Annotated in this window: 20 protein-coding genes; 7 read left to right on the forward strand and 13 right to left on the reverse strand. The window is 69.9% G+C overall.

Annotated elements, in window-relative coordinates; genetic code table 11:
- Positions 1 to 66: 66 nt before the first annotated feature.
- Complete coding sequence (locus tag AMYNI_RS0132965; RefSeq protein ID WP_020672374.1) at positions 67 to 516, reverse strand: nuclear transport factor 2 family protein; 450 nt, start codon at positions 514 to 516, stop codon at positions 67 to 69.
- Between the two features lie 465 nt (positions 517 to 981).
- Between AMYNI_RS0132965 and AMYNI_RS50700 the strand changes: the two genes are divergently transcribed.
- Complete coding sequence (locus AMYNI_RS50700) at positions 982 to 1,320, forward strand: hypothetical protein (protein ID WP_020672377.1); 339 nt, start codon at positions 982 to 984, stop codon at positions 1,318 to 1,320.
- A gap of 28 nt (positions 1,321 to 1,348) precedes the next feature.
- On the opposite strand, the gene AMYNI_RS48510 is transcribed toward AMYNI_RS50700, so the two are convergent.
- Entirely contained in the window at positions 1,349 to 2,584 is a 1,236-nt protein-coding gene (locus AMYNI_RS48510) for an HNH endonuclease signature motif containing protein (RefSeq protein ID WP_020672378.1), read from the reverse strand.
- 494 nt (positions 2,585 to 3,078) lie between these two features.
- Between AMYNI_RS48510 and AMYNI_RS0132995 the strand changes: the two genes are divergently transcribed.
- From AMYNI_RS0132995 to AMYNI_RS45880, 4 genes are all read left to right on the forward strand, one after another.
- Entirely contained in the window at positions 3,079 to 4,866 is a 1,788-nt protein-coding gene (locus AMYNI_RS0132995) for an ABC transporter ATP-binding protein (protein ID WP_020672380.1), read from the forward strand.
- Entirely contained in the window at positions 4,863 to 6,611 is a 1,749-nt protein-coding gene (locus tag AMYNI_RS0133000; protein ID WP_020672381.1) for an ABC transporter ATP-binding protein, read from the forward strand. The genes AMYNI_RS0132995 and AMYNI_RS0133000 overlap by 4 nt, the downstream gene beginning before the upstream one ends.
- A gap of 87 nt (positions 6,612 to 6,698) precedes the next feature.
- Positions 6,699 to 7,760 carry a transporter substrate-binding domain-containing protein gene (locus AMYNI_RS47830; RefSeq protein ID WP_157357534.1) on the forward strand — a complete coding sequence of 354 codons (1,062 nt, stop codon included), beginning with the start codon at positions 6,699 to 6,701 and terminating at the stop codon, positions 7,758 to 7,760.
- Positions 7,721 to 8,731: a hypothetical protein gene (locus AMYNI_RS45880; RefSeq protein ID WP_020672383.1), complete on the forward strand. Its 1,011-nt coding sequence runs from the start codon at positions 7,721 to 7,723 to the stop codon at positions 8,729 to 8,731. The genes AMYNI_RS47830 and AMYNI_RS45880 overlap by 40 nt, the downstream gene beginning before the upstream one ends.
- Here the strand turns inward: AMYNI_RS45880 and AMYNI_RS0133015 are convergent.
- From AMYNI_RS0133015 to AMYNI_RS0133055, 9 genes are all read right to left on the reverse strand, one after another.
- Complete coding sequence (locus AMYNI_RS0133015; RefSeq protein ID WP_245574054.1) at positions 8,728 to 9,828, reverse strand: alpha/beta hydrolase; 1,101 nt, start codon at positions 9,826 to 9,828, stop codon at positions 8,728 to 8,730. The two genes, AMYNI_RS45880 and AMYNI_RS0133015, sit on opposite strands and share 4 nt — an antisense overlap.
- A complete protein-coding gene (locus tag AMYNI_RS0133020) occupies positions 9,810 to 10,931 on the reverse strand; it encodes a serine hydrolase domain-containing protein (RefSeq protein ID WP_020672385.1) in 1,122 nt (373 codons plus the stop codon). Before AMYNI_RS0133020 ends, AMYNI_RS0133015 begins: the two co-directional genes overlap by 19 nt.
- Positions 10,928 to 11,899 (reverse strand): hypothetical protein, encoded by a 972-nt coding sequence (locus tag AMYNI_RS45885; protein ID WP_020672386.1) that lies wholly within the window; start codon positions 11,897 to 11,899, stop codon positions 10,928 to 10,930. Before AMYNI_RS45885 ends, AMYNI_RS0133020 begins: the two co-directional genes overlap by 4 nt.
- Positions 11,896 to 12,228: a WXG100 family type VII secretion target gene (locus AMYNI_RS0133030; RefSeq protein WP_020672387.1), complete on the reverse strand. Its 333-nt coding sequence runs from the start codon at positions 12,226 to 12,228 to the stop codon at positions 11,896 to 11,898. The genes AMYNI_RS45885 and AMYNI_RS0133030 overlap by 4 nt, the downstream gene beginning before the upstream one ends.
- Positions 12,225 to 12,572: a YbaB/EbfC family nucleoid-associated protein gene (locus AMYNI_RS0133035; protein ID WP_026361241.1), complete on the reverse strand. Its 348-nt coding sequence runs from the start codon at positions 12,570 to 12,572 to the stop codon at positions 12,225 to 12,227. The genes AMYNI_RS0133030 and AMYNI_RS0133035 overlap by 4 nt, the downstream gene beginning before the upstream one ends.
- A 58-nt stretch (positions 12,573 to 12,630) precedes the next feature.
- Positions 12,631 to 13,428 carry an ESX secretion-associated protein EspG gene (locus tag AMYNI_RS0133040; protein WP_020672389.1) on the reverse strand — a complete coding sequence of 266 codons (798 nt, stop codon included), beginning with the start codon at positions 13,426 to 13,428 and terminating at the stop codon, positions 12,631 to 12,633.
- Positions 13,425 to 13,769 carry a hypothetical protein gene (locus tag AMYNI_RS0133045; RefSeq protein WP_020672390.1) on the reverse strand — a complete coding sequence of 115 codons (345 nt, stop codon included), beginning with the start codon at positions 13,767 to 13,769 and terminating at the stop codon, positions 13,425 to 13,427. The genes AMYNI_RS0133040 and AMYNI_RS0133045 overlap by 4 nt, the downstream gene beginning before the upstream one ends.
- Positions 13,766 to 14,986: a WXG100 family type VII secretion target gene (locus AMYNI_RS45890; RefSeq protein ID WP_245574056.1), complete on the reverse strand. Its 1,221-nt coding sequence runs from the start codon at positions 14,984 to 14,986 to the stop codon at positions 13,766 to 13,768. The genes AMYNI_RS0133045 and AMYNI_RS45890 overlap by 4 nt, the downstream gene beginning before the upstream one ends.
- Positions 14,987 to 15,110: 124 nt before the next feature.
- Positions 15,111 to 17,378: an NACHT domain-containing protein gene (locus AMYNI_RS0133055; RefSeq protein WP_040406139.1), complete on the reverse strand. Its 2,268-nt coding sequence runs from the start codon at positions 17,376 to 17,378 to the stop codon at positions 15,111 to 15,113.
- Between the two features lie 239 nt (positions 17,379 to 17,617).
- Between AMYNI_RS0133055 and AMYNI_RS45895 the strand changes: the two genes are divergently transcribed.
- Positions 17,618 to 18,739, forward strand: coding sequence for a ThiF family adenylyltransferase (locus tag AMYNI_RS45895; RefSeq protein ID WP_020672393.1), 1,122 nt, complete (start codon positions 17,618 to 17,620; stop codon positions 18,737 to 18,739).
- A 79-nt stretch (positions 18,740 to 18,818) separates the two neighbouring features.
- On the opposite strand, the gene AMYNI_RS0133065 is transcribed toward AMYNI_RS45895, so the two are convergent.
- Positions 18,819 to 19,241 (reverse strand): PPOX class F420-dependent oxidoreductase, encoded by a 423-nt coding sequence (locus tag AMYNI_RS0133065; protein ID WP_020672394.1) that lies wholly within the window; start codon positions 19,239 to 19,241, stop codon positions 18,819 to 18,821.
- Between the two features lie 41 nt (positions 19,242 to 19,282).
- Positions 19,283 to 20,410 (reverse strand): sensor histidine kinase, encoded by a 1,128-nt coding sequence (locus AMYNI_RS0133070; RefSeq protein ID WP_020672395.1) that lies wholly within the window; start codon positions 20,408 to 20,410, stop codon positions 19,283 to 19,285.
- Between the two features lie 135 nt (positions 20,411 to 20,545).
- Between AMYNI_RS0133070 and AMYNI_RS0133075 the strand changes: the two genes are divergently transcribed.
- On the forward strand, positions 20,546 to 21,430 hold the full coding sequence (locus tag AMYNI_RS0133075) for an ABC transporter ATP-binding protein (RefSeq protein WP_026361242.1): 885 nt from the start codon (positions 20,546 to 20,548) through the stop codon (positions 21,428 to 21,430).
- Positions 21,431 to 21,449: the final 19 nt, after the last annotated feature.

The raw sequence follows: 21,449 nt of genomic DNA on the forward strand, positions 1-21,449 counted from the left end.
CTGCTCACAGCTAACGGCGACTTTTGCGCAGAGTCAACAAAAGAGGAAAGGAAGCTGGGGAAAGTGTCAGAAATCTGGCGAGACCTGGGGTGAGCCCGCCAGCGGTGTGGTGTCGAGGTACTTGACCTCGTAGACGCGCTCGGTGAACTTCCAGCCGTCCGCGGTGCGCTGGTAGCGGTCGTGGAACAGGGCATAGTTGACAATGCACCTGCCGTCGCGCTGGCGCCCGATCTCGTAGATGTAGTCGCGGCCGGACGCGGTGTCGCCCTCGAGCTGGATCACGCCCGGATGGCTGTTCTGCACGAAGTACTCCCAGTGGTCGCCCAGCCGCTGGAACCCGGCGCGGATCTCCTCGCGGCCGGTGAACTCGACGTTGACGTCGGGCATCCGCCACACCGCGTCCTGCGTGAACAGCGACGCGAGGCGGTCGTAGTCGCCCATGTTGGCCGCGTCGGCGTGTTCGCCGTGCAGTGCCCCGATTTCGACGCGGTCGGCGATGGCCTGCAGATCGCTCATCGGCTTTCCCTTCTGCCACGCGAACCCCGGTGGGTTCGTCTCAGCAGTACGACGGCGCAGCCGCTGGGAATGTCAGGTGTCGACGACCTCGCCGGTACTGGCACCCATCCGTGGCCGCGGTCACACCGAATGCCGGGGGATGAGTTCACCTGGCATTTCGCGAACGAAGAGGAGCACACAGTGTTCGGCAAGAACTTTGCGGCGAAGATGATCAATCGGAGTGCGGAGAACGAGTCCGACCGCCGTGGCCGCGGTGGAGGTGAGTGACGGTGCGGTTCGTGACGAAGACGGCCCGCCAGTACGCCCAGGAGATCGCCTCCGACGAGCGTCAGCACGTGGAGTTCCTGCGCACCGCGCTGGGCTCGGCCGCGGTCAGCCAGCCCGCGATCGATCTGCGGGCCAGTTTCACCGCGGCCGCGCAGGCCGCCGGTCTGGTGAAACCCGGGCACACCTTCGACGCCTTCGGTGGAGGCGTATCACGCCGCCAATATCCGCAGCGCGATCTTCGAACGGCAGACCGGGCTGCTGGGCACCGGGCTGCTCGGCCGCGACCTGAAGGAGGCCACCGTCAAGCTGTCCAAGGCGCGCGACAGCCTGGACGGCTCCACCGATCTGGACCAGGGCGTGGTCGACAGCAGGCGCCAGGCCAACATCGTGCCCACCGACGGCAACGGCATCGCCTACAGCCGCAGCACCGGCCAGGTCCTCAACATCGTCTACCTGACCGGCAAACAGGCCACGTCGGGCGGCTTCTTCCCCAAGGGCGTCAACGGCGAGATCAACACCAGCGCCGCCAACGCCTGAGCGGGAACCGCGCTAGGGCAGACACGCGCTAGAAGGGTGGTGGGTCGTCGGCGGTTTTCGGTGGTGGTGGGTCGAGAAGTGGCTCCGGTCTGGTGGTGTAGGTGCGGCCGGTGGGGGTGGTGACCGTTAAATCGGCCGTGTCGGGATCGAACTCGAATTGCCAGCCCGGCTCATCCTTCAACCGGTGGTGGTGACGGCACAGGCAACACAGGTTGTGCTCACAGGTGGCCCCGTTTTCCGACCACGCCGTGCAATGGTCCGCGTCGCAGCGTTGCGCGGGCCGATTGCAGCCCGGTGCGCGGCAGGTGCGATCACGGACCCGGACCAACTCGGCCAGATCGGCTGGTGGCCGGTACCGCTTGCGGCCGAGATCCCGGACAGTGCCCGATACCGGATCGGTCAACACCTTCCGCCACACCGAACCCGGCTGGTTCATGAGCTGACGACCCACCTCCCCCGGAATCGGACCATGACCGACCAGCTCGCAGCCGTCATCACGGATACCCAACGCGGTGTCGAGCGGGATATGGATGAACACCTGAGCGGCCAAGCCCTCCCAGCCCTTGCCGAGCAGCAACTCCGCCAACACATCAGCCCGCAACTGATCCATCGTGCGAACCTCATCGCCACCGCGAAGCTTGCGGGCCAGCATGTCGATCCGGGCATAGACGGCGGTCGCGATCTCAGCCGGGAGATACGCCCACAACGACGCCATCGCATCCGGCTCATGATGCAACTCGACACGGCGCTGCTTGCGCCGAGCCTCCGCCCGCGCCCGCTGCCCTTCCGGATCGAGACTCGCCACCACGCGAGTGACCGTTTTCCGCCAGTTGCTCGGATTCTTCTCGCCGATCCGATCGGCCAGGATTTCATCGGCCTGACGGGCCAGTTCGTCCGACAATACCGCTACGCCATCAAAGGCTTGACGGGCTTTCTCGATATCCAGCTCGCCTTCGACCATCGCCGCCAAGAGGCACGGCATCCGCGACACCAGCGCATCGGCCAACGCGACCCGGGTCGCGGTCGTGTCACGGGACAACCGCAACTCCGGCGCCAACTCATCGGCCACCCACCGCGCCCCACCGCGGGCCCGGCTGACCTGCGCGATCGCCCGTGCCTGGATCGCCTGCGCACGGCAGATCACCCGCCGCGCGGAGATCACCACGCCCACCGCCTGGGACGGGTCGAGGTGCTCGATCGTCGACTCACGCAAACCGAACAACCACTCCGGCGAAAGCGCACCAAAATCAACCTTCGGGGCCATCCGCAAAAGAACACAGGACACCAGAACCTCCTCAGTTCTGAATACCCCTCCACAATACCGCCGCCCCCCGACAGAAAACGCCAGATGCCAAACACGAAAGAGGGAACAAATCATACCCGCCAAGAGCGACAGGATCCGCCAGACAGGGACTAGGCTGCGTTTTCATCACGAGGCGAGCCATTTCGTCACGCGTCCCGCGAGCGGAGGCCGACTGCGCGGCGGCGACGAGACCCGGTGCCGCGACGAGCCCACGCGGCGTGTGGTTGATCAGTTCCTGATCGGTCCGGGCATTGCAACAGGTGCAGTAGATACTCGTGCGCGCTAGTGCAGCCGGCTGATCTTCTCCTCGATCAGAACGGCGTTGCGCCGCACAGTCGCGGCCGCCGCCTGGCCGATCGAGACGCCGAGTGGATCCATTTGACCTCAAGTCGCCTTGAAGAACCAGGATCTGAGCTGAGGTTAGGCACGCCTTGGCATCAGGAGGGGTCAGACACATGAGCACCACAACAGGCACACCCGCGGACGCTGATCAGGCGGCCGGACTCGCGAAGGCCGGGGCACTGGCGCGCCTGCTCGCTCCGATCCGGACCCACCTGGTGGTCTGCGCGATCCTCTCGACCCTGAGCGCGGCGGCGGGGATCGTGCCCTACATCGCCGTCGCCGAGATCGCGCGGGCCCTGCTCGACGCCCCCGGCAACGCCGCGGCGGCGTCCGCGACCGTCTGGACCTGGGTCGGCATCGGTGCCGCGGGCGCCGGCGGGTGGCTGCTGCTGTTCGTGCAGTCCTCTCGAATAGGGCACTACGCGGACGCGGCGATCCTGCACGATCTGCGCACGCGGATCGTGCGCCACCTCGGTGCGCTGCCGCTGGGCTGGTTTCGCGCCGCGGGCTCTGGCCGGGTCAAGAGGGCGATGACGGGCGACCTGGAGGAGATGCACGAGGTCATCGCGCACGCACTGGGGCAGCTGACCGGGGCGGTCACGGTGATGGTCGTCGGGGCGGGCTATCTGGTCTTCGTCGACGTCCCGATGGCGCTGATCGCGCTGGGCGTACTGGGCCTGATGGGGGTCTTCTACCGCGTCTCGATGCGGTCCATGACGACCCACATGAACCGGCTGGTCGCCGCCGACGCGCGGATCAGCGCCGCCAGCGTGGAGTACGCCGACGGAATCCAGGTGGTCAAGACGTTCGGCACCGGCGGCCGCGTGCTGCGCCGCTTCGACGACGCCGTGGACGAGCACACCCGGGCGTTCGCGGCGTGGGTCGCCGAGGTGCGCTACAGCTCGGCGGCGTCGCGGCTGCTCGGTTCGGAGATGGCCGTGCTCGCCGTGGTGACGGCCGCGGGGCTGGCCTTCGTCGCCCGCGGGTCGCTCGCCGTCGCCGATCTTGTCGCGTTCCTGGTCGTGGCGATCGGGCTGCCGAACTCGATCCTCCCGGCCGTGACCGCATCCCAGGGGGTGCGCAAGGGCCGGATGGGCGCGGCCAACATCGAGCGGCTGCTGTCCCGTTCGCCGCTGCCCGAGCCCGAAAGCCCGCAGACACCGGGTGGTCACGGCGTCGAGTTCGACCACGTCTCGTTCTCCTACCACGGCTCGAACAACGCGGTCGATGGGGTCAGCGCGGTCTGTCCACCTGGGACGGTGACCGCGATCGTCGGGCCGTCGGGTGCCGGCAAGACGACGCTCGCGAGCTTGCTGCCGCGCTTCTACGACGTGTCGGGCGGCGCGATCCGGATCGGCGGTGCCGACGTGCGCTCGATCGGCTCGTCGCGGCTGCTTGCGTTGATGTCGTTGGTGTTTCAGGATGTCGCGCTGCTGCGGGACAGCGTGGCGGAGAACATCCGCATCGGCAGGCCCGAAGCCACCGACGAGGAGGTCCGCCAGGCGGCAGCGGCCGCGCACATCCACGACGTGATCGAGCGGCTGCCCGATGGGTACGAAACGCTGCTCGACGCGGGCGGCGGCAGCCTGTCCGGCGGTGAGCGCCAGCGGCTGACCATCGCGCGGGCGATCCTGTCCGGGGCGCCGATCGTGGTACTGGACGAGGCGACGGCCGCGCTGGATGCCGACAGCGAGGCGGCGGTTCAGGACGCGCTGGCCACCCTGGCGGTCGGCAAGACGGTGCTGGTGATCGCGCACCGGCTGCACACCATCGCCGGCGCCGACCAGATCCTCGTGCTCGACAACGGACGACTGGTCGAGCGAGGCGGCCACGACGAACTGCTCGCGCGAAACGGGCTCTACGCCCGGATGTGGGCCGCACAGGAAGGGGTGCTGGCATGATCCGCCGGATGTACCGGCTGTGGCCGGAACCGAGGCTGCTGGCCCGTTTGTGGTTGCTCACCGCGGCGCAGGCCGTCCTGCAAGGGCTGCTGCTCGGCCTGCTCGTCCCGATCCTGCACGCCGTCGTGCGACCCGAGCCCGACGTCGCCGCGGCCACGCCGTGGCTCGTGCTCGGCGCGGCCGGCGCGCTCGGGTACGCGGTGCTGAGCATCGTCTCCACCCCGGTGGGCTTCAAGGCGGCGGGCGCACTCGCGGCGCAGCTGCGGCGGCGGTTGATGCGCCATGTGAGCACGCTGCCGCTGGGGTGGTTCACCGCCGAGCACAAGGCGCGGCTCGCGCGGGGAGTGACCGCGGACGTTGGCGACGCTGCGCAACTTGCCGTGACGGTCGCCGGGCCCGCGATCACCTCGACGCTGCTGCCCGCGACGGTCGTCGCCGTGACGTTCGCGGTGGACTGGCGGATGGCGCTGCTGTTGTGCGCGATCGCGCTGGTCGCGCTGTGGGCGCTGCGGCGGGCCGCGCGGATCGCCGAGCTCGCCGAGATCGAGCTGGAGCGGGCGTCGGCAGGGGTCGCCGGCAGGGCGATCGAGCTCGGCCAGGCCCAGCCGGTCCTGCGTGCCGCCGGTCATGCCGACGGCACGCCTCGGATGCGTGCCGCGCTCGTGGACCACCGCGAGACCTACCGCGACGGCATGCGCCGCGCGCGGCGGCCGTTCTTCGGCTACACCGCCGTGATCGTGGGCGGATTCGTCGCGGTGCTCACGCTGGCCGCCGGCCTCGCGCTCAGCGAGCGCATCGGGGTCGCCGAGGTGATCGCGCTGCTCGTGCTGGCCGCCCGTTTCCTGGAGCCGCTCGGCAACCTCATCGACCTCATCGGCGCCCTGCGCGCGATGACGAACAAGATCGCGCGCATCGAAGGGCTGCTGGCCACTCCCGCGCTGCCGGTGCCGGCCGACCCGGTGCGCGAGATCGGCGAGGCCGACGTCGAGTTCTCGAACGTCAGCTTCACCTACCCGGGCGGTGACGCTCCCGCGCTGAGCGGTGTGTCGCTGCACTGCCGTCCGGGCACCACCACCGCGCTGGTCGGCCCGTCGGGCTCCGGGAAGACGACGGTGACTCGGCTGATCGCACGGTTCTTCGACGTGGACTCGGGAGGGGTGCGCGTCGGCGGCGTCGACGTTCGCGAACTCGAGCTGGGCATCCTGCTCGACGAGATCGCCATCGTCTTCCAGGACGTCTACCTGTTCGACGACACTATCGAGAACAACCTGCGCCTGGCGCACCCGGAGGCGACCTGGGACGAGCTCGGGGAAGCGGCCGGCGCGGCGCGGCTGGACGAGGTGATCGAGCGCCTGCCCGACGGTTGGCGCACCCACGTGGGCGAGGCCGGCGCCCAGTTGTCGGGCGGTGAGCGCCAGCGCGTCGCGATCGCACGGGCCATCCTCAAGCGGGCCCGCATCGTGCTCGTCGACGAGGCAAGCTCCGCGCTCGATCCCGAGAACGAAGCCGCGGTCACGCAGGCCATCGCCAACCTCGGCGACGACCCCGGCCGCACGGTGATCGTGATCGCGCACCGGCCCGCCACCCTGGCCGCGGCGGATCACGTGATCTCGCTCGACGGCGGCCAAGTCGTCGAGTCCGGCACGCCCGCGGAACTGCTGCAAACGGGTGGGACTTTTGCTCGCCTCAACCGTCAGTACGAACGGGCACGACACTGGCGCATTGCCAACTCCGCTCGCGGGTGAAAATTTGTTTCGACGCTTCTCAAAGACTCGCTCATGGGGTAGGAAAGACAACTTCCGGCAGACCCCGAGCGAGCACGAGGAGCGGATTTGTCCGCCGACGATCCTGTGGAAGACGTTTCCAGACAGCGAAAACCCGCACGAAAATTTCCCTGGACGTGGACAAGATTCACCGCCTTGATCGCGGTCGTGGTGCTGGCCATCGCGGTGATCTTCATCAGTTTGTGGTGGCAGCAGAAGCCGTCGGTGGACGATCTCATGGAACAGGCCCACCTCAAGGGAAAATCCGAACTCGTCATCGGCGTGATGGACGATGTCCCCGGCGCCGCGGTTCGCGATCCGACCGATCGGTATGTCGGGTTCGAAATCGAAATCGGCTATCTCGTCGCCGCGGACCTCGGTTTCCGCCCGCACGAGACCCGGTTCCTAACCGTGGAGAACGAGGACCGCAATCGGATGCAGGCCAGGGATGGAGACCGGCACACGATCGTCGATCTGGTCATCGCCGTGTACAGCATCACCGAAGAGCGGGAACGCGACGACAGGGTGAGTTTCTCCGCCTCGTACCTGGACACCGAACAAAGCGTGCTCACGCTGCGGGAACATCCGCCGGTCCAGGACCTCACCGAGCTCAGGGACAAGCCGGTGTGCACGCTGAACACGTCGACGTCCAAGAATCCGCTGCAAGAAGCACGCGCCGAGGTGATCAACAAGAGCAAGATCAGCGACTGCCTACCCGGCCTGCACAGCGGGGAATACGAAGCGGTCAGCACCGATGCCGCCATTCTGGCCGGCTTCGTCGCCAAGGAGCCGGACCGGCTCCGCCTGCACGACATCGGGCTGTCGGCGGTCGAGTCGTACGGGATCAACACCGGCGGCAATGAGCCGTTGCTTCAACTGGTCAACCATTCCCTATACGGGTCCCGCAACGATCCGGAGGACAAACGCTGGGAAGACGCCTACGACAAGCACCTTCGCCCGCTGGAGGCGGCCGGTCTACCGCAGCCGGTGGCCATTGACAGACAGCCCGACGTGGATGAGGTGGAGGTTCGCCAATGGCCGTGGGAGAGGCTGCCCGGCATGATCCTGATGCTGGCCGCGATGGACGGACGGTGCCGGGTGCGGAGGCGCGTGGTTTCCAATGGGCCTTAGCGCTCCTGCCCGCGTTCCCGATCGTGCTGCTGGTCCTGCGGCTGTGGCATCTCAGCCGGCAAGACCTGCACACCATGCTGCTGCTGGTGCAGAACGTGGGCCCGCTCGATCTGGTCAGCTCGCTGGTGATCACCCTGATGTGGGTGCCGCCGGCGTTCCTGCTCGCCGGGCAGATGCTGGGCCTGCTCTACATCGTGAGCGCCGCCGACCGGCGGGACTCGTGGCTATCGAAGACCACCGACCGGACCCGGGACTGGGTGCTCGCGGTGACCGCGATGTGGGCGGCGATCGCCTGGGAACTGCGGTTCCTGCCGGCACTGCTGATGTTGACCCTGGCGATCGTGGGGCTGACCGTGCGGCGGCGCCATCCAGGGCGGCCACGGCTGATCCGGGCGGTGTGCGTCGTGCTCCCGCTGGTGGCCGCGGCCGCCGAATACGCCTGGTTCGGCCCGGCGATCGTGCAGGCCGTGTCCGACGGGGAAACCGTGCTGGTCCTGCTCCTGCTGCTGCCACCGATCCTGGCACCGCTGCTCACCGGCCCGATTCCGGCGAGGGTGGCCAGGGCGGCCACCCACGCGCCTGCCGCGGGCGCCGCACTGCTGGCGCCGTTTCTGCTGCTCGCGCTCTTCCTTCGGGCGCCGGTGCTGCCCTCGGTGGCACTCGAACTCACCACCGAACCAGGCAGGCCCGCGCAGATCGTGCTCGGGAACGTGGTCAGCGTGGACGACACGATGACCACGCTGCTGGATGACCACGGCGCGGTCCGGTTCGTGGCGAATCGGGATGTGGCGTCGAAGGCCCTGTGCCAGGGCAGCGAACGGGTGCCCAGCAGCGCGGTGTCGGCGCACCGGTGGCAGGTGGAGGAGTCGGCGCTGGAATGGCTGCTGCCCTCGGCGGAGCCGGCGAGCGGGAATGACTCCCGCTGCGCCGGCCGTCCACTGCTACCGTCCGCCCGGTTGGGTGACTCCTAACGGGTGGAGTCGTGGGAGAGGGTTTTCATGAGCAGGGACACGAAGTGCTTCATGTCGGCCACCAGGCAGGGCAGCTGGCCGTGTTTGCCGGTGCAGCCTTCCGCCCAGCCGCCGCCGTCGCCGTAGTCGACGAACGTGTGCGGGATGCCCGCCGCGACGAGGTGGTCCCGTGCGACGAGGTTGGTCGCCCGCGCCCGGTTCTCGACGATGGCCCCGACCGGGTCGACGGTGAGGTTGCCGCCGTCGCCGGTGTACATCGCGACGCCGGTGCCGCGCAGCGAGCCGACGTGCTGGGCCGGGCTTTCCGCGTTCCACACGCCGTCCAGCGGCCACACCGGCGGACCGAAGATCGCGTCCATCGGAACCGTCGGCGCGCCGCTGCCGGGCAGCTGCGTGGTGGCCACGACCGCCGCCCGCTGTTCCTGGTTCAGCAGATCGAGCCCGCCGGAGAAACTGCCGACATAGCCGAACAGGTCCGGCCGGTGTTCGGCGTAGTGGAACGCGCCGAAGCCGCCCATCGAGTGCCCGGAGATCGCCCGGCCGTCCCGCGCCGGGATGGTCCGCAGGTTCGCGTCGATGAACGGGATCACCTGGTCCAGGTGGAAGGTCTCCCAGTTCTGCGGCGCGAGCGCGGCGGGCGGGTTCACCCAGTTCGAGTACCAGCCCCGGCCGGAACCGTTGGGCGCCACCGTGATCAGCGGCACCCCGCCGGCCGTCGACTCCTCGAACATCCGCTGGTTCGCCACCGTGTTCGGCCGGTCCGGGTGGCCGTGCAGGTGGTACTGCACCGGATAGCGGGTGCCGGCGGACTGGTCGTAGCCCTCCGGCAGGGTCGCCATCATCGTGTGCTCGCCGGAGACCTGGTCGTCCAGCACCGAGTACGCCGGCACCTGGCCGGTCCGCACGGTGAACACGAACGTGCGCTCGCCTTCGTCCACCCACTTCGGCTGGCTGACCACGGTCAGCCCCTGCCCGTCGGCGAACACCGGCGGCGCGCTCGCGGCCAGCGCGGTCGGTGCCGCACCGACCAGGCCGAGCACGGCGGCGAGCGCGACACCGCAGGCGGTCAGCCGCCGGATCACGACTTTCCCTCGCACAGCGCGGAGTTCGCCACGTCGATCGCGGACGGTTTCGAGTCGAACCGGTTCGTGTTGGTGACCACCGACGCGAACCGGCCGTCGTCGGTGACCAGCGTGATCGAGTAGTGCCCGGTCGGCAGGGAGCCGTTGTGCCCCCATGCCACGCCACCGCAGGACAGGGGCAGCTTGGACAGCGCGAGCCCGTACGCGTCACTCGGCGGGAAGGTCCGGCGCATCTCGGCCAGTGCGGCCGCCGAGAACACCCTGCCGCCGAGCAGCGCCCGGTAGAACTCCGCCAGATCGTCCAATGTGGACGCCATCGCGCCGGCGGTGCTCCAGAAGGACAGCTCGGTCGCGGTGGTGGCGTCGACCCAGAAGAAGAACGGGCCGACCCTGGTGCCGAGGTAGCCGGGCAGGTACGGGTCGGCCAGTGCCCGCACCTTCGGCGCCGGGAACGACGTTTCGGCCAGCCCGAGCGGCTTGATGATCCGGTCGGTGATCGCGTCGCCGGCCGACTGGCCGGTGATCCGCTCGATCAGCATGCCCAGCACCAGGTAGCCGACGTTGGAGTATTCCTGTTTCGTGCCGGGCGGGAACAGCGCCGGCTCGTCCATCGCCGAGCGGACCAGTTCGGCCAGCGGGTAGGTGCCGTCCGGGTTCGCCGCCGCGTCGCGGATGTCACGGACGATCCCGCTGGTGTGCTGGAGGAGCTGGCGCACCGTGATGACGTTGCCGTCGTAGGCCCCGGTGACCACGCCGGGCAGGTACCGCCCGATCGGCGCGTCCAGCTCGACGAGCTTGGCGTCGACGAGCTGGAGCACCACCGCGGCGGTGAACGTCTTGGTCTGGCTGCCGATCCGGAAGTGGTCGTCCTGGGTGAGCGGCCGGTTCTCGTTGATCCTGGCGGTTCCGGTGGTCAGCGTCCACGCGTCGGCGGCGTTGCCGGCGTGCACGGCCGCCCCCGGCCCGGCCTGCGCCAGGTACTGGTCGAGCACGGCCTTGGTCGCGGCGTGGTCGGCCTGTTCGGCGGCCGTCGCCACGGGTGTGCTGACGCCGGCGGCCAAGACGAGCGCGACCCCGCCGGCGACCCCGCTGAGCCACCGGCGGGTCTTCCCGGTCATCCGAAGTCCTCCATGGCGGCCGAGTCGTTCTTCGGCGCGCTCGCCTGGCTCTGTTCACCGGAAGAGGTGCTGGAAGAGGCGCTCGACGAGTCGCCCTGGCCCTGGCCGCTGGACGAACCAGGGGAACCGCCCTGGCCCTGGCCCTGCCCTTGCCCTTGGCCGCCGGATGAGCCGCCCTGGCTTTGCTTGCCGATGACCGTCATGACCTGCTTGACGATCTTGAGCACGCCGAGCGCGCCGTCGATGAGCTTGATCAGGTTCTGGCCGCTGGACAGCAGCGCGCCCAGCTTCGCGGCGATCTGCGCGCCGTACTCGGTGGCGATCTGCACGCACTGCGGGATCGCCACGGCCAGGCTCTGCCCGAAGGTGGCCGGTGCGGCGGCGATCGCCTGGGTGATGATCGGCACGATCTTGGCCATCGCCTCGCCGATCAGCCGGGTGACGATGTCGACGACCTGGGCCACCACCTCACCGGCGCCGATCATCGACTTCGCCGAGGTGAGCGAGGTTTCGGCGATGGAGAGAATCCCGTCGGCCAGCTCGGTGCCGGTCTTCGCGTAGTTCTCCGCGGCCCCGCCCGACCACTTGCTGGTCTCGCCGGCGGCCGTGGACTTGTACTCCTCGGCCACCGAGGTCGCGCCCTTCGCGGCCCCGTCGAACTCGCCCGCGCCGGAGGAAACCGATTCCGGGTTGCCGCGCAACTGGTTGAGCGGCTCTTCCAGGAACGAGATCATCGGGGTGAGGAAGCCGGCTCCAGCACTGTCCAAAGCGGACAGAGGCTTGGTGTTCGAACCGAGCGCGTCGAGCGAGGCGGGGGGCTCGCCGGCCAGCTCGCCGGACAGCCACTCCTTGTTGGCCACGGAGTTGCCGGTGGCCCGCAGCTCGTCGAGCAGTGCGCTGATCCGCCCCGCGTCCGGCGCCTGCTCGGCAGCTCCGGTCTGAGGCAGCGTGGTAGTCGTCGTGGTCATAGAATGTCTTCCTCCATGGTCGCTCCGATGCCGGTGACCCCGGAGGCGGTGCCGTCTTCGGTGCGCTGGTAGTCGTCGGCCGCCCGCCGCATGCCGTCGCTGACCTGGTCCACTGTGGACGCTGCGTGCGCGAAGGCGCCCAGTGCCTCGGTCATCGCGCCGCCGAGCCCGGTGGTGATGAACTGGGCGAACGAGCCGAGCGACTGCTCGCCCATGGTGTCCGGCAGTCCGGTGCCGATCGCGCCGAGCTGGTCGGCGTAACCGGCGAGCCTGCCGGCGTGCTCGCGCAGCTGCTCGGGGTCGACGGTGTAGGAGTTCGGCATGGTCATCGCGCGACCTCCGCGGGCAGGTGCTGGGTGATCTCCGCCAGCGCCTGGCCATCACCGAGGTAGTCCGCCATCACCTCGGCCATCCGCGAGCCCGCCAGCTGCTGAGCCTCGCGCGTGGTGGCCACGATGAGCGAAGCGAGGGCGTCCGCTTCGAGCTTGCGGGCGGCCGGCGTCAGCTTGAGCTGATCGAGCAGGCCACCGGCGTTCACCGTAACGCTGACCTCACCCCGCGGCGACGTGGCGCTCGCGCCGACCTGGCTCAGGGTGGCGCTCGCGGTGCGCGCGCCGTCCGCCGCGCGTTCGAGGCGCTCCTGGTAGTCCGCCAGCCACTTTGCTGAATCCATCATCCTCCCCTTTCTCTTTCGTTCTCTGCCTGTGTTTTTCCTTGAACCGGACGTTCGGCTAGGCGCGGGCTTCCGCTGCCACTTCGCCGAGGACGCGGCGGAGTTCGCTGTGCCGCAACGGGTTGACGCTCACCCAGCCGGCACCGTCCTCGTTCACCCTGAACCTCCCTCGTGGACTGTCCAACCAGGACACTTCACGAGGTCTGCTGACGGTGCTGCCGCGCCGGTGGACCACGCCGAACTGGCCTCGGCCCACTAGCACCGGGAACAGGTCGACCAGCTGGTCGACCACGGTTTCGTCGCCGCCGCTGCTCCGGACCAGGTCGCGCACGCGCTGCCGCGTGTCCGGCGTGTCCGCTGTCTTTTCGAGCAACCGCAACGTGTCACCGACCACGCCGGGCGGCAGGGTGATCGGCATGGTCGACGCCGGCGGGGTACTGGGGATCAGCCCGGCCAGCTCGTCGCTCAGCGTGGCCGCCGGGGCCCTGGTCACGCCGACCGTGCCCGCCTGCTCGCCGGACAGCGACTGGCGGCACACCAGCGCCCAGTCCCCGTGCACCACGGCCACCGCGCCGGTCACCGCGCGAGCGCCGATCACCACCAGATCGACCGCGCTCCGGTACTCCCGCAGCGCATCGACCAGGTCGTCCGCGATGCCGGCCGGTCCGTGCTCGGTGGCGAGGCCGCGGGCGTGCAGCGCGTGCCCGGCCGAGGCGAGCAGCGCGTCCCGTTCGTCGGCGAGGCGGCCGAACGACGGCACCCGCAGCGGGAACGGAAAGGGCACTCCGGCGTGGGTGGCGAGCAGGTCCAGCTCGACGAGTTCGAAAGCGGCCTCGCGCTCGATCGTGGCGGTCACGACGACGCCTCGTGCGGTGCCCGCTCAGTGCCGCGCACCGCCGACTCGGCATCGGCATCCTGCTCCGCGTAGGCAGACTTGGCTTCGGAGAGCATTTGCTGGAACTCCTGCACCTCGCGCTCCGCCGCACGCACCTCGCCGGCCAGGCCGGACTGCCCGGCCGCTTCGCGAAGCCGCTTCGCGAGTTCCACGGCGGGCGGCGCGGTGCCGAGCATCGGCTGGCGCTCGGCCAGCCGGCTCGCGGTCGCCACCAGGTCGCCGGTCAGCTCGCCCAGCCTGGTCAGCGTCGTGATCCGCGCCTCGAGCAGATCCGGCTCGACGTGGTAACCCTGCTCGCTCACGACTGCGCTCCCGTCGTCTCGCCGATGACCGGCTGACTGGCCGGTACCTCCACGGCGAACAGCCTGTGGTCGATCGTCGGCATCTGGTTCTCGTGCCGCTCGTCATCGGTGCCGCGCTGGCCGCCGATCGGTGGCGCCATCCCGCCATGCCCGGCCGCGCGCGCCGCGGCCGACTCGACCCCGCGCGGTCCGGCCTGCGCGCCGGGTCCGCCGGCCCCACCGGGCAGCGAGCCGACCCGCGCGCCTTCCGCGAGCGGCATGCCGAAGCCGGCGCCCGGTGCGCCAGGGCCCCCGATGACCGAGCCGAGGCCGACGCCGACGACGGACCCCGCCGCCATCGCCGGGCCGGCCCCGACGAGACCGGCCCAGGGCACCCCGCCGCTGCCCGGCCCCGAGACGGCTCCGGCGGCCCGGGTCGCGGCGGTCGTCTGGGCCAGTTGCGCCGTCGTCGCCGAGGCCGCCGGCGGGATCGCCCCGCGCGCCTGGTCGAGCCGCTGGCTGCCGCCGGTCAGGCCGGATTCGTAGGTCTGCATCGCGCGCACGGCCTGTGCCTTCTGCTGGTCCGCCGACGCCGCGCCGAAGTAGAAGCTGAACCCGCCGCTGCCGACCGCGCCGAACGCGTTGTTCATGTCCGGAGCCGGGGCGGGCGCCGGAGTAGGGGCAGGAGCCGGCGCGGGGGCGAACATCTCGCCGAAGTCCGGCACGGACGAGAAGGACGTCGGCATTTCCGGCACCGAGGGCATTTCCGGCATCGAGGGCATCGAGGGTGCTGACGGCACCGGTGGCACCGACGACATGGCTGGCGCCGGGGGCATGGCGGGCATCGGCGGGGGAGCGCCGAACGCCGCCGCCGGATCACCGGCCGGTGGTGGCATCATCGCTCTGGCCATGGCCAGAGCGTCGGCAGCGTCCTGCGCGGCCTGCTGGCCCGCGTGCGCCAGTTCGCTGATCTTCTCCACCCTGGTGGCCAGCGCGTCGAGCCGGTTGGCCGCTTCCTCGGCTGCCGGGCCGCGCCAGCTCTCCTGCAACGCGGCCCGCTGCTCCCGCAGCACCTCGGCGTGCGTGTCCAGTGCGGCCCGATGCTGCGTCCACTCGGTGGCGACCGTGCTGACGTCGGCGACGTCGGCGTCCTGCCACAGCATCTGGTACAGCTCCTCGTGGCTGTAGGCCTCCCAGTTCACCCCAACCGCCCCCGGCGCCGGTTCCTTGATTGACACCCCGCAGTCCCCTTCCAGTAGCCGACCGTCGTCGGCACGGCCCATGCTCGCGGCCGTGCGGGATATCAGGACAGGCCAGCGCGGCGGCCATATCTGGCCGGTCGCTCTGAGCAGGGAAAACGGTTCAGCGGCTGGTGCGGTACGCGTGCGTCAGATGATCTTGGAGGCGGGCGTGCCGGAACTGGTAGACCGCACCGGACCGGCGCAGTACGCCGCGGCGGTAGGCGTCCTCCAGGAACTCCGGGAGCGACCATGGCAGCCGTCCGTGCAGCGGCAGCCAGACCCGCGCGAACACCGTCCAGGTGCCCCACGCGGTCAGGCTGGCGGCGCAGAGGCAGACCCCGAGTCCGAGCACCAGCCCGTAGGAGAGGCCGTACACCAAGCCGGACCGGAGCCCGTGCAGCGCGCCGACCATGATCGTGTAGCCGACCCAGGTCACCAGCCCGAAGATCAGCGACTGGATGGCGACGATCCGGCGGTTCGCGCTCAGCAGGTTCATCGGGCTGACCGCGGAACTGATGTCCACCGGTGCCTCGAAACCGGCCAGCACGCCCCAGGCGAGCCCGAACACCAGGCCGAACGTCACCCCGAACAGCATGGCGGCGCCGGTGGTCGCCTCCATCTGACCGACGATCCGGAAGGTCGCGCCGAGCTCGCGCGCGATGGCGAGCCCGGCGCCGAGCCCTATCCCGACCGCGAGCCCGACCACCACCCGTCGCAGGAAGGTCGCGCCGAACCGGCCGGCGCCGCGCAGCTGGATCCGGACCCGCGACGGTTCGAACATCGTGCCGCCGAACGCGAGCACGGCACCGTGCGCCAGTCCGATGGTCAGGCCCATCGCCAGCCCTTCCACCGGCCCGGCGGTGAGCGCGGCGGACAGCCCGTTGCCGAGCCCGGCCCCGCCCGTGCCGAGCCCGACGAACTCGATCAGCCCGATCACGATCGCCGCCGGGAAGCCGGCCGCGATGCCGAGCACCAGCCCGCTCACCACCATCCGCAGCCAGCCCGGCATCCGGCTGCCGAGCTGCCACCAGGCGAGGTCGTGCGTGCCGAGCCGATCGAGGTGGTGGGCGAGGAAGCCGAGCCAGTGCTCGACGCGGTCGACGTCGTGGCCGTGGCTGCCCGGCTGGTTCCGGTACACGGTCGGCACGACGCTGCCGAGCAGGTGCCGCTCGATCGCCTCCCTGCTGCCGTACCGGTCGGTGTCCAGCAGTTCGGCCGGATCGTGGTCCGGGGTGTCGCTGTAGATCGTCCTGGCCAGGTTGACCATCAGCGGGCTGGTCAGCACGGCGGCGAGGTCACCGTCCGGGCGCTCGCGCAGTTCGGTCAGCACCGGCTCCCACACGGTGCCGACGTCGCCGCGCTTGCGCGTGGTGCGCGGGAGGTAGTCGTCGAGGTCGGTCACCGTGAGGCCGGCGAGCACGACCGCGCCGGCCGAGGTGAGCACGTCGGTCGCCGCGACGGCGGCGCGGTACTCGTCGACCCGGCTGGTCACCAGCAGCGGCAGGGTGGTGGCGTTCAACGCGGCCAGCGCCGCCCGGTGCAGGCCACTGGCGATCTCGTCGAACCCGTCCAGCACCGGCAGGATCCGGCCGGTCTCGACCAGCGCCGCGGCCAGGGTCGACCCGTCGGGGCCCGGCGCGGCGAGCCCGGGGTGGTCGCGCAGGAGCTGCTCGATCAGCCAGTCCCGCAACTGGGTCGTGCCGGGATGCCAAGAGCCGACGCTGAAGATCACCGGTACCGGGTCGGCCGGGGTGCTGACGTCGAGCAACCCGAGCACGAAGCGGCTGGTCAGGATCGTCTTGCCGGATCCGGCGCAGCCGAGCACGACCAGCCGGCCGGACGGAATCCGCTGGTAGACCGAGACGATCTCGTCCAGCTCGCCGTCGAGGCGAAGCGGGCCGGCCGGCTCGCCGGGCCCGGTCATCCGGATGTTGTTCCAGGAGTCGATCAGCGCAGCCGGCGCCGACTGCCAGCGGACCGGCAGCGGCACCGGGTCGTGGATCTGCCGCTGCTCCTCTTCCCGCCGCAGCCTGGCGCGAAGCTCGTAGGCGAGCTGGCTCGCGGCTTCGGCCAGCCGGTCATCACCGGGCCGCGCGCCGGGATCGCTCAGGGTGCCGACGCCCCCGACGCCGCCACTGCTGGGGCTGCCGTGCGCCGGTTCCGGGACCTGGTTGCCGGCGGCGGCGAGCAGTTCGACCCGTTCGGCGGGGGTGAGCCCGAGCGCGTCCGCCAATGCCTCTACGGTGCCCACCCGAGGGTCGGCGCGCTCGCCGGTCTCCAGTCTGCGGACGGTGCGCACCCCCAGTTCCGCCCGTTCCGCCAGGCCCTCCTGGGTCAGCCCGGTCCGAAATCGCAATTGCCGCAACAGCGGACCAAACTGGCTCGCCACCTGGCCCCCTCCGGTCGACCCACCGAGGTCCAACTCTAGGGGGTGGCCCGGCGCCAGCAATCGCCCGACCGGGCCGTTGCTCGCCGATGGCAAGGCCAAGCGGGCGGCCACTTTTGGCCCGTGGCCCTGAACAGGGAAAACGGCGGCAAGTCTCGGCAGCGCCGCCCGACCGCCATATACTTGACTCAGTCAACGAGTTTGCTGAGTTTGTCTGAGTTTGCGGACGGGGGGCGAGCGGTATGGCCGAGCCGATCGATCTGGACGAGTTCTGTGGGGTGCTCCGCGGCGCCACGCTATCGGGCTGGCAGCCGGTCATCGTCCGGCTGGCCCCCGGGGAACACGATGTCCTCACGGAGCTGTGCCGTCAGCATGGCATCACCGTGCTGGACACGATCGACCTCCAGCTGACCGAACTCGCCGCCGTCCGCTTTCCCTCGCCCGACCAAGTGGAGGCTCGCGACAGGTTCATCGCCGACGAACTGGCGTCGGCCGGCGATCGGGCCGCATACGGCGTCTGGGTCTACCTTTCCTGGGCCGGCACGATCGGGCACCTGCTCGCCGAGGACGACTACTTCGACGTGCTCACCGACCGCAACCGCGACAAGATCACCCGCGAGGAGCAGCGCGCGTTGCGCGGTAAGTGCGTCGGCGTGCTCGGCCTGTCGGTCGGTGGCGAGGCCGCGGTCACGGTGGCACAGGAGAATCTCTGCGGCCACCTCAAACTGGCCGACTTCGACCGGCTGGACCTGTCCAACCTCAACCGCCTCAACGCCGGCTTCACCGATCTCGACGTGCCCAAGGCGCGGATCGTCGCGCGCCGTGTCGCGGCCATCAACCCGTTCCTCCGCATCACGGTGTTCGAGCAGGCCGTGACCCCGGAGAACGCCACGGACCTGCTCGACGGTCTCGACCTACTGGTGGAGGAGTGCGACAGCCTGCCGACCAAGCACGCCCTCCGGCTGCTGGCCATGGCACGAGGAGTCGACGTCGTCTACGCGGCGGATGAACGCGGCTTTCTCAGCATCGAGCCCTACCGGTCGTACCCCGACCTCCAGCCCTTCCACGGCCGCGCCGGCGACCAGCCCCTCCCTCGTGCGGCGTACCCGTCCCCTTCGGCCTTTCTCCGGGCCTTGACGCACTGGATCGGCGGGTGGGACAACCTGTCCGAACGATCGCGGCGCTCGGTCGCCGAAGTGGGCATTTCCCTTGGCGGCTACCCGCAACTGGCCGGCGAGGCACGCTACGCCGCCGCGCAGATCGCGCACGTCGCGCGACGCCTGCTGCTCGGCGAGCGGATACCCCCGTTCTGCCGCCAGCTCGACCTGCACGACCTCATCCCGGGAGACGGTCAGAGTCCCTGAGATGGGGGCATGCGAGGCTTTTTGCGCATGCCCCCATCGATCGGGTGCGGGTGTCCCGCAAGATTCTGAAGGGAGCCGGTCAGGAGGCCCAGGGACCGATGCCGCCGACCTTGTCGATCCGGATCCGGGTGAGCAGGCCCGGCGGCGCGTCCGCCGGCGGGAACTCGACCCCCGGGCTGGCCAGCGTCTTGGCCAGCTCCTCGAGCAGTTCCGGCGCACCGCCCTCGACGATCCTGGCGGTCCCGGTGACCGCCAGGTACGGCCGCATGATCTCGCCGCGCTCGGCGGACAGGATCGTCAGTGCCACCCGGCCGTCACGGCGGACATTGCGCACCTTCTTGTACTCACCGAGGTGTGCGGTCACGAGCTCGTCGCCGTCCGGGGTCGATTGCAGCGCCACCCACACCACGGTGACCTGCGGGCTGCCGTCGGGGTTCAGCGTGACCAGCGTGGCGTCGGCACCGGAGCCGATCAGTGCGCGAGCGTCGTCGTCGAGTCTCATATGGTGTTCTACCGTCCGGGCCGTGCCTTCATTCCCGGCCTTCATTCCCCACGTCCGCGCGGGAGCGTCGCGGCCGTCAGGAAGCGCCCGTCCTTCTGCTCCACGGTCAGTTCGCCTCCGTCGCCCGCGATTCGTTCCCTGAGCGCGGAGAGCCCGCTGAGTTCGGGCAGCGGCGCCTCCTGCGCGCCGTCGTTGACAACGGTGATGCTGGACGCCGACAGGGTGATCCGCACCCGGGTCGCCTGTGCGTGCCGCAGGATGTTGGTCGTGGTCTCGCGCAGGACCTGGCCGAGCAGTTCACCCGCGCCGGGGTCGACGTCCGCTTCGCGGTTGACGCGCACGTGGATGCCCGCGGCCTCGAACAGGTTCCTCGCGTTCTCCAGCTCGGCGGAGAGGTTGAGCCGCCGCTGCGCGTAGGCGAGCTCCTTTGTCTGGGTGATGGTGTCGCTGACCAGCGCGTGGATCTCCCGCAGTTCCTGTTTGGCCCGTTCGGCGTCGTTGTCCACCAGTTTCTGGGCGAGCGCGGTCTTCAGTTTCACCACGTGCAGGGTGTGGCCCTGGATGTCGTGCAGGTCGCCGGCGAACCGGACGCGCTCGCGGATCACGGCCAGCTCCGCTTCCCGCTCCCTCGCCTCCTCCAGCTCCGTGACGACGTCGTAGAACCGCTTGTTGGGGAACATCAGCCCGATCACCACCACGGTGATGCCGGTGGGCACGAGGACGTACTGGAACAGCACGCCGGGAATGTCCTCATGCGACACCAGCAGCCTCGCCGCTCCCACCGCCGCGACGTAGGCGGCCAGCCCGACGGCTGCCGCGGCCCGGTGGCGCGGCAGCCGGGCGACGACGAGAGAACCCACGTAGGAGATGCCGGAGAAGGCCGCACTGCTGTCGGCCATCAGTACCGCGAAGGGCCACACGGCCGCGGTGACGATCAGGCAGGGGAGCGCGACGCGCAGGACTTCGCCCGCCGTCCACCGTACGAAGGCCACCAGGGTGGCCACCACGCCCGCGCCAAGAATGACGGCTTCCCACCAGGACCGGGCGTCCTTCGCCACCACCAGCACGCCGGCGACGGCGAGCAGCGGGAGGAACATGGTGAGGTTGAGCTTGCGTAGCTGCCCCTGCGCCGGCTCGTCGTCCTCGGGGATCGCGTGTGTCGGGCTCACTGCTCCTCAGTATCACCGTGGTCCGGTGACGGGCACCAGTGACACCGCGTCATATGTTCCGCCAAGGAATGTCATGGGGAAGTGGTGACGTGATAGCACTGGCAGCAGTGCGCGCCGGCCGCTGAAATTCAGGGCATGACCTCGACACCAGTGATCGACGTTGACCGGCTGAACGTCAAGTACGGCGATTTCCACGCCGTGCGGGATTTGTCCTTCTCTGTGGGCCGGGGCGAGTTCTACGCCCTGCTCGGCACGAACGGCGCGGGCAAGACCTCCACCCTGGAGACCATCGAAGGCCACCGCGCGCCCACGTCCGGCACCGTGCGGGTGCTCGGCCGGAGCCCGCGGGACCGGGGTGCCGTGCGCCCCAAGATGGGCATCATGTTGCAGGAAAGCGGGTTCTCGCCGGATTTGACGGTCAAGGAGTCGGTGCGGCTGATCGGTGAGCTGACCCAGCGCACGGACCGGGTCGAGCGGGTGCTCGGCATCGTGGATCTGACGCGCAAGGCGGGCACGAAGGTGTCCCAGCTCTCCGGCGGGGAGAAGCGGCGGCTGGACTTCGCCACAGCGGTGTACGGCACGCCGGAGCTGGTGTTCCTGGACGAGCCGACGACCGGTCTGGACATCCAGTCCCGGGACGCGCTGTGGGACGCGGTGGACAGGCTGCGGGAGGACGGTTCGACCATCGTGCTCACCACGCACTACCTGGAGGAGGCGCAGCAGCGCGCCGACCGCATCGGCTTGATGCACAAGGGAACCTTCCACCAGGAGGGGACCGTCGCCGAGCTGACGCGGACGCTGCCCGCCGTGATCCGGTTCGCCATGCCGCCGTCGGCTCCGGCGCTGCCGCTGCAGGTCAGCAGGGAGGGGGACGGGAAGTTCCGCATCGAGACCTTCGGCCTGCAGAAGGACCTGTACACGCTGCTGGGGTGGGCGCAGGACCACGCGGTGGAGCTGCGGGAGCTCGAGGCGGGCCCGACCCGGCTCGATGACGTGTTCCGCGCCATCGACAACGACTAGACCACTCTTCCTCAAAGGA

The organism is Amycolatopsis nigrescens CSC17Ta-90 (assembly GCF_000384315.1).
In the GTDB taxonomy this organism is placed as follows: domain Bacteria; phylum Actinomycetota; class Actinomycetes; order Mycobacteriales; family Pseudonocardiaceae; genus Amycolatopsis; species Amycolatopsis nigrescens.

Bases quoted from the DNA above. Each gene is read 5' to 3' on its own strand.
- AMYNI_RS0133065 (WP_020672394.1), bottom strand. From the start codon at position 19,241: ATGAGACTCGACGACGACGCTCGCGCACTGATCGGCTCCGGTGCCGAC.
- AMYNI_RS0133000 (WP_020672381.1), top strand. From the start codon at position 4,863: ATGATCCGCCGGATGTACCGGCTGTGGCCGGAACCGAGGCTGCTGGCC.
- AMYNI_RS0133030 (WP_020672387.1), bottom strand. From the start codon at position 12,228: ATGACCATGCCGAACTCCTACACCGTCGACCCCGAGCAGCTGCGCGAG.
- AMYNI_RS48510 (WP_020672378.1), bottom strand. From the start codon at position 2,584: ATGGCCCCGAAGGTTGATTTTGGTGCGCTTTCGCCGGAGTGGTTGTTC.
- AMYNI_RS0133075 (WP_026361242.1), top strand. From the start codon at position 20,546: ATGACCTCGACACCAGTGATCGACGTTGACCGGCTGAACGTCAAGTAC.
- AMYNI_RS0133020 (WP_020672385.1), bottom strand. From the start codon at position 10,931: ATGACCGGGAAGACCCGCCGGTGGCTCAGCGGGGTCGCCGGCGGGGTC.
- AMYNI_RS0132965 (WP_020672374.1), bottom strand. From the start codon at position 516: ATGAGCGATCTGCAGGCCATCGCCGACCGCGTCGAAATCGGGGCACTG.
- AMYNI_RS0133035 (WP_026361241.1), bottom strand. From the start codon at position 12,572: ATGGATTCAGCAAAGTGGCTGGCGGACTACCAGGAGCGCCTCGAACGC.
- AMYNI_RS45895 (WP_020672393.1), top strand. From the start codon at position 17,618: ATGGCCGAGCCGATCGATCTGGACGAGTTCTGTGGGGTGCTCCGCGGC.
- AMYNI_RS45885 (WP_020672386.1), bottom strand. From the start codon at position 11,899: ATGACCACGACGACTACCACGCTGCCTCAGACCGGAGCTGCCGAGCAG.
- AMYNI_RS0132995 (WP_020672380.1), top strand. From the start codon at position 3,079: ATGAGCACCACAACAGGCACACCCGCGGACGCTGATCAGGCGGCCGGA.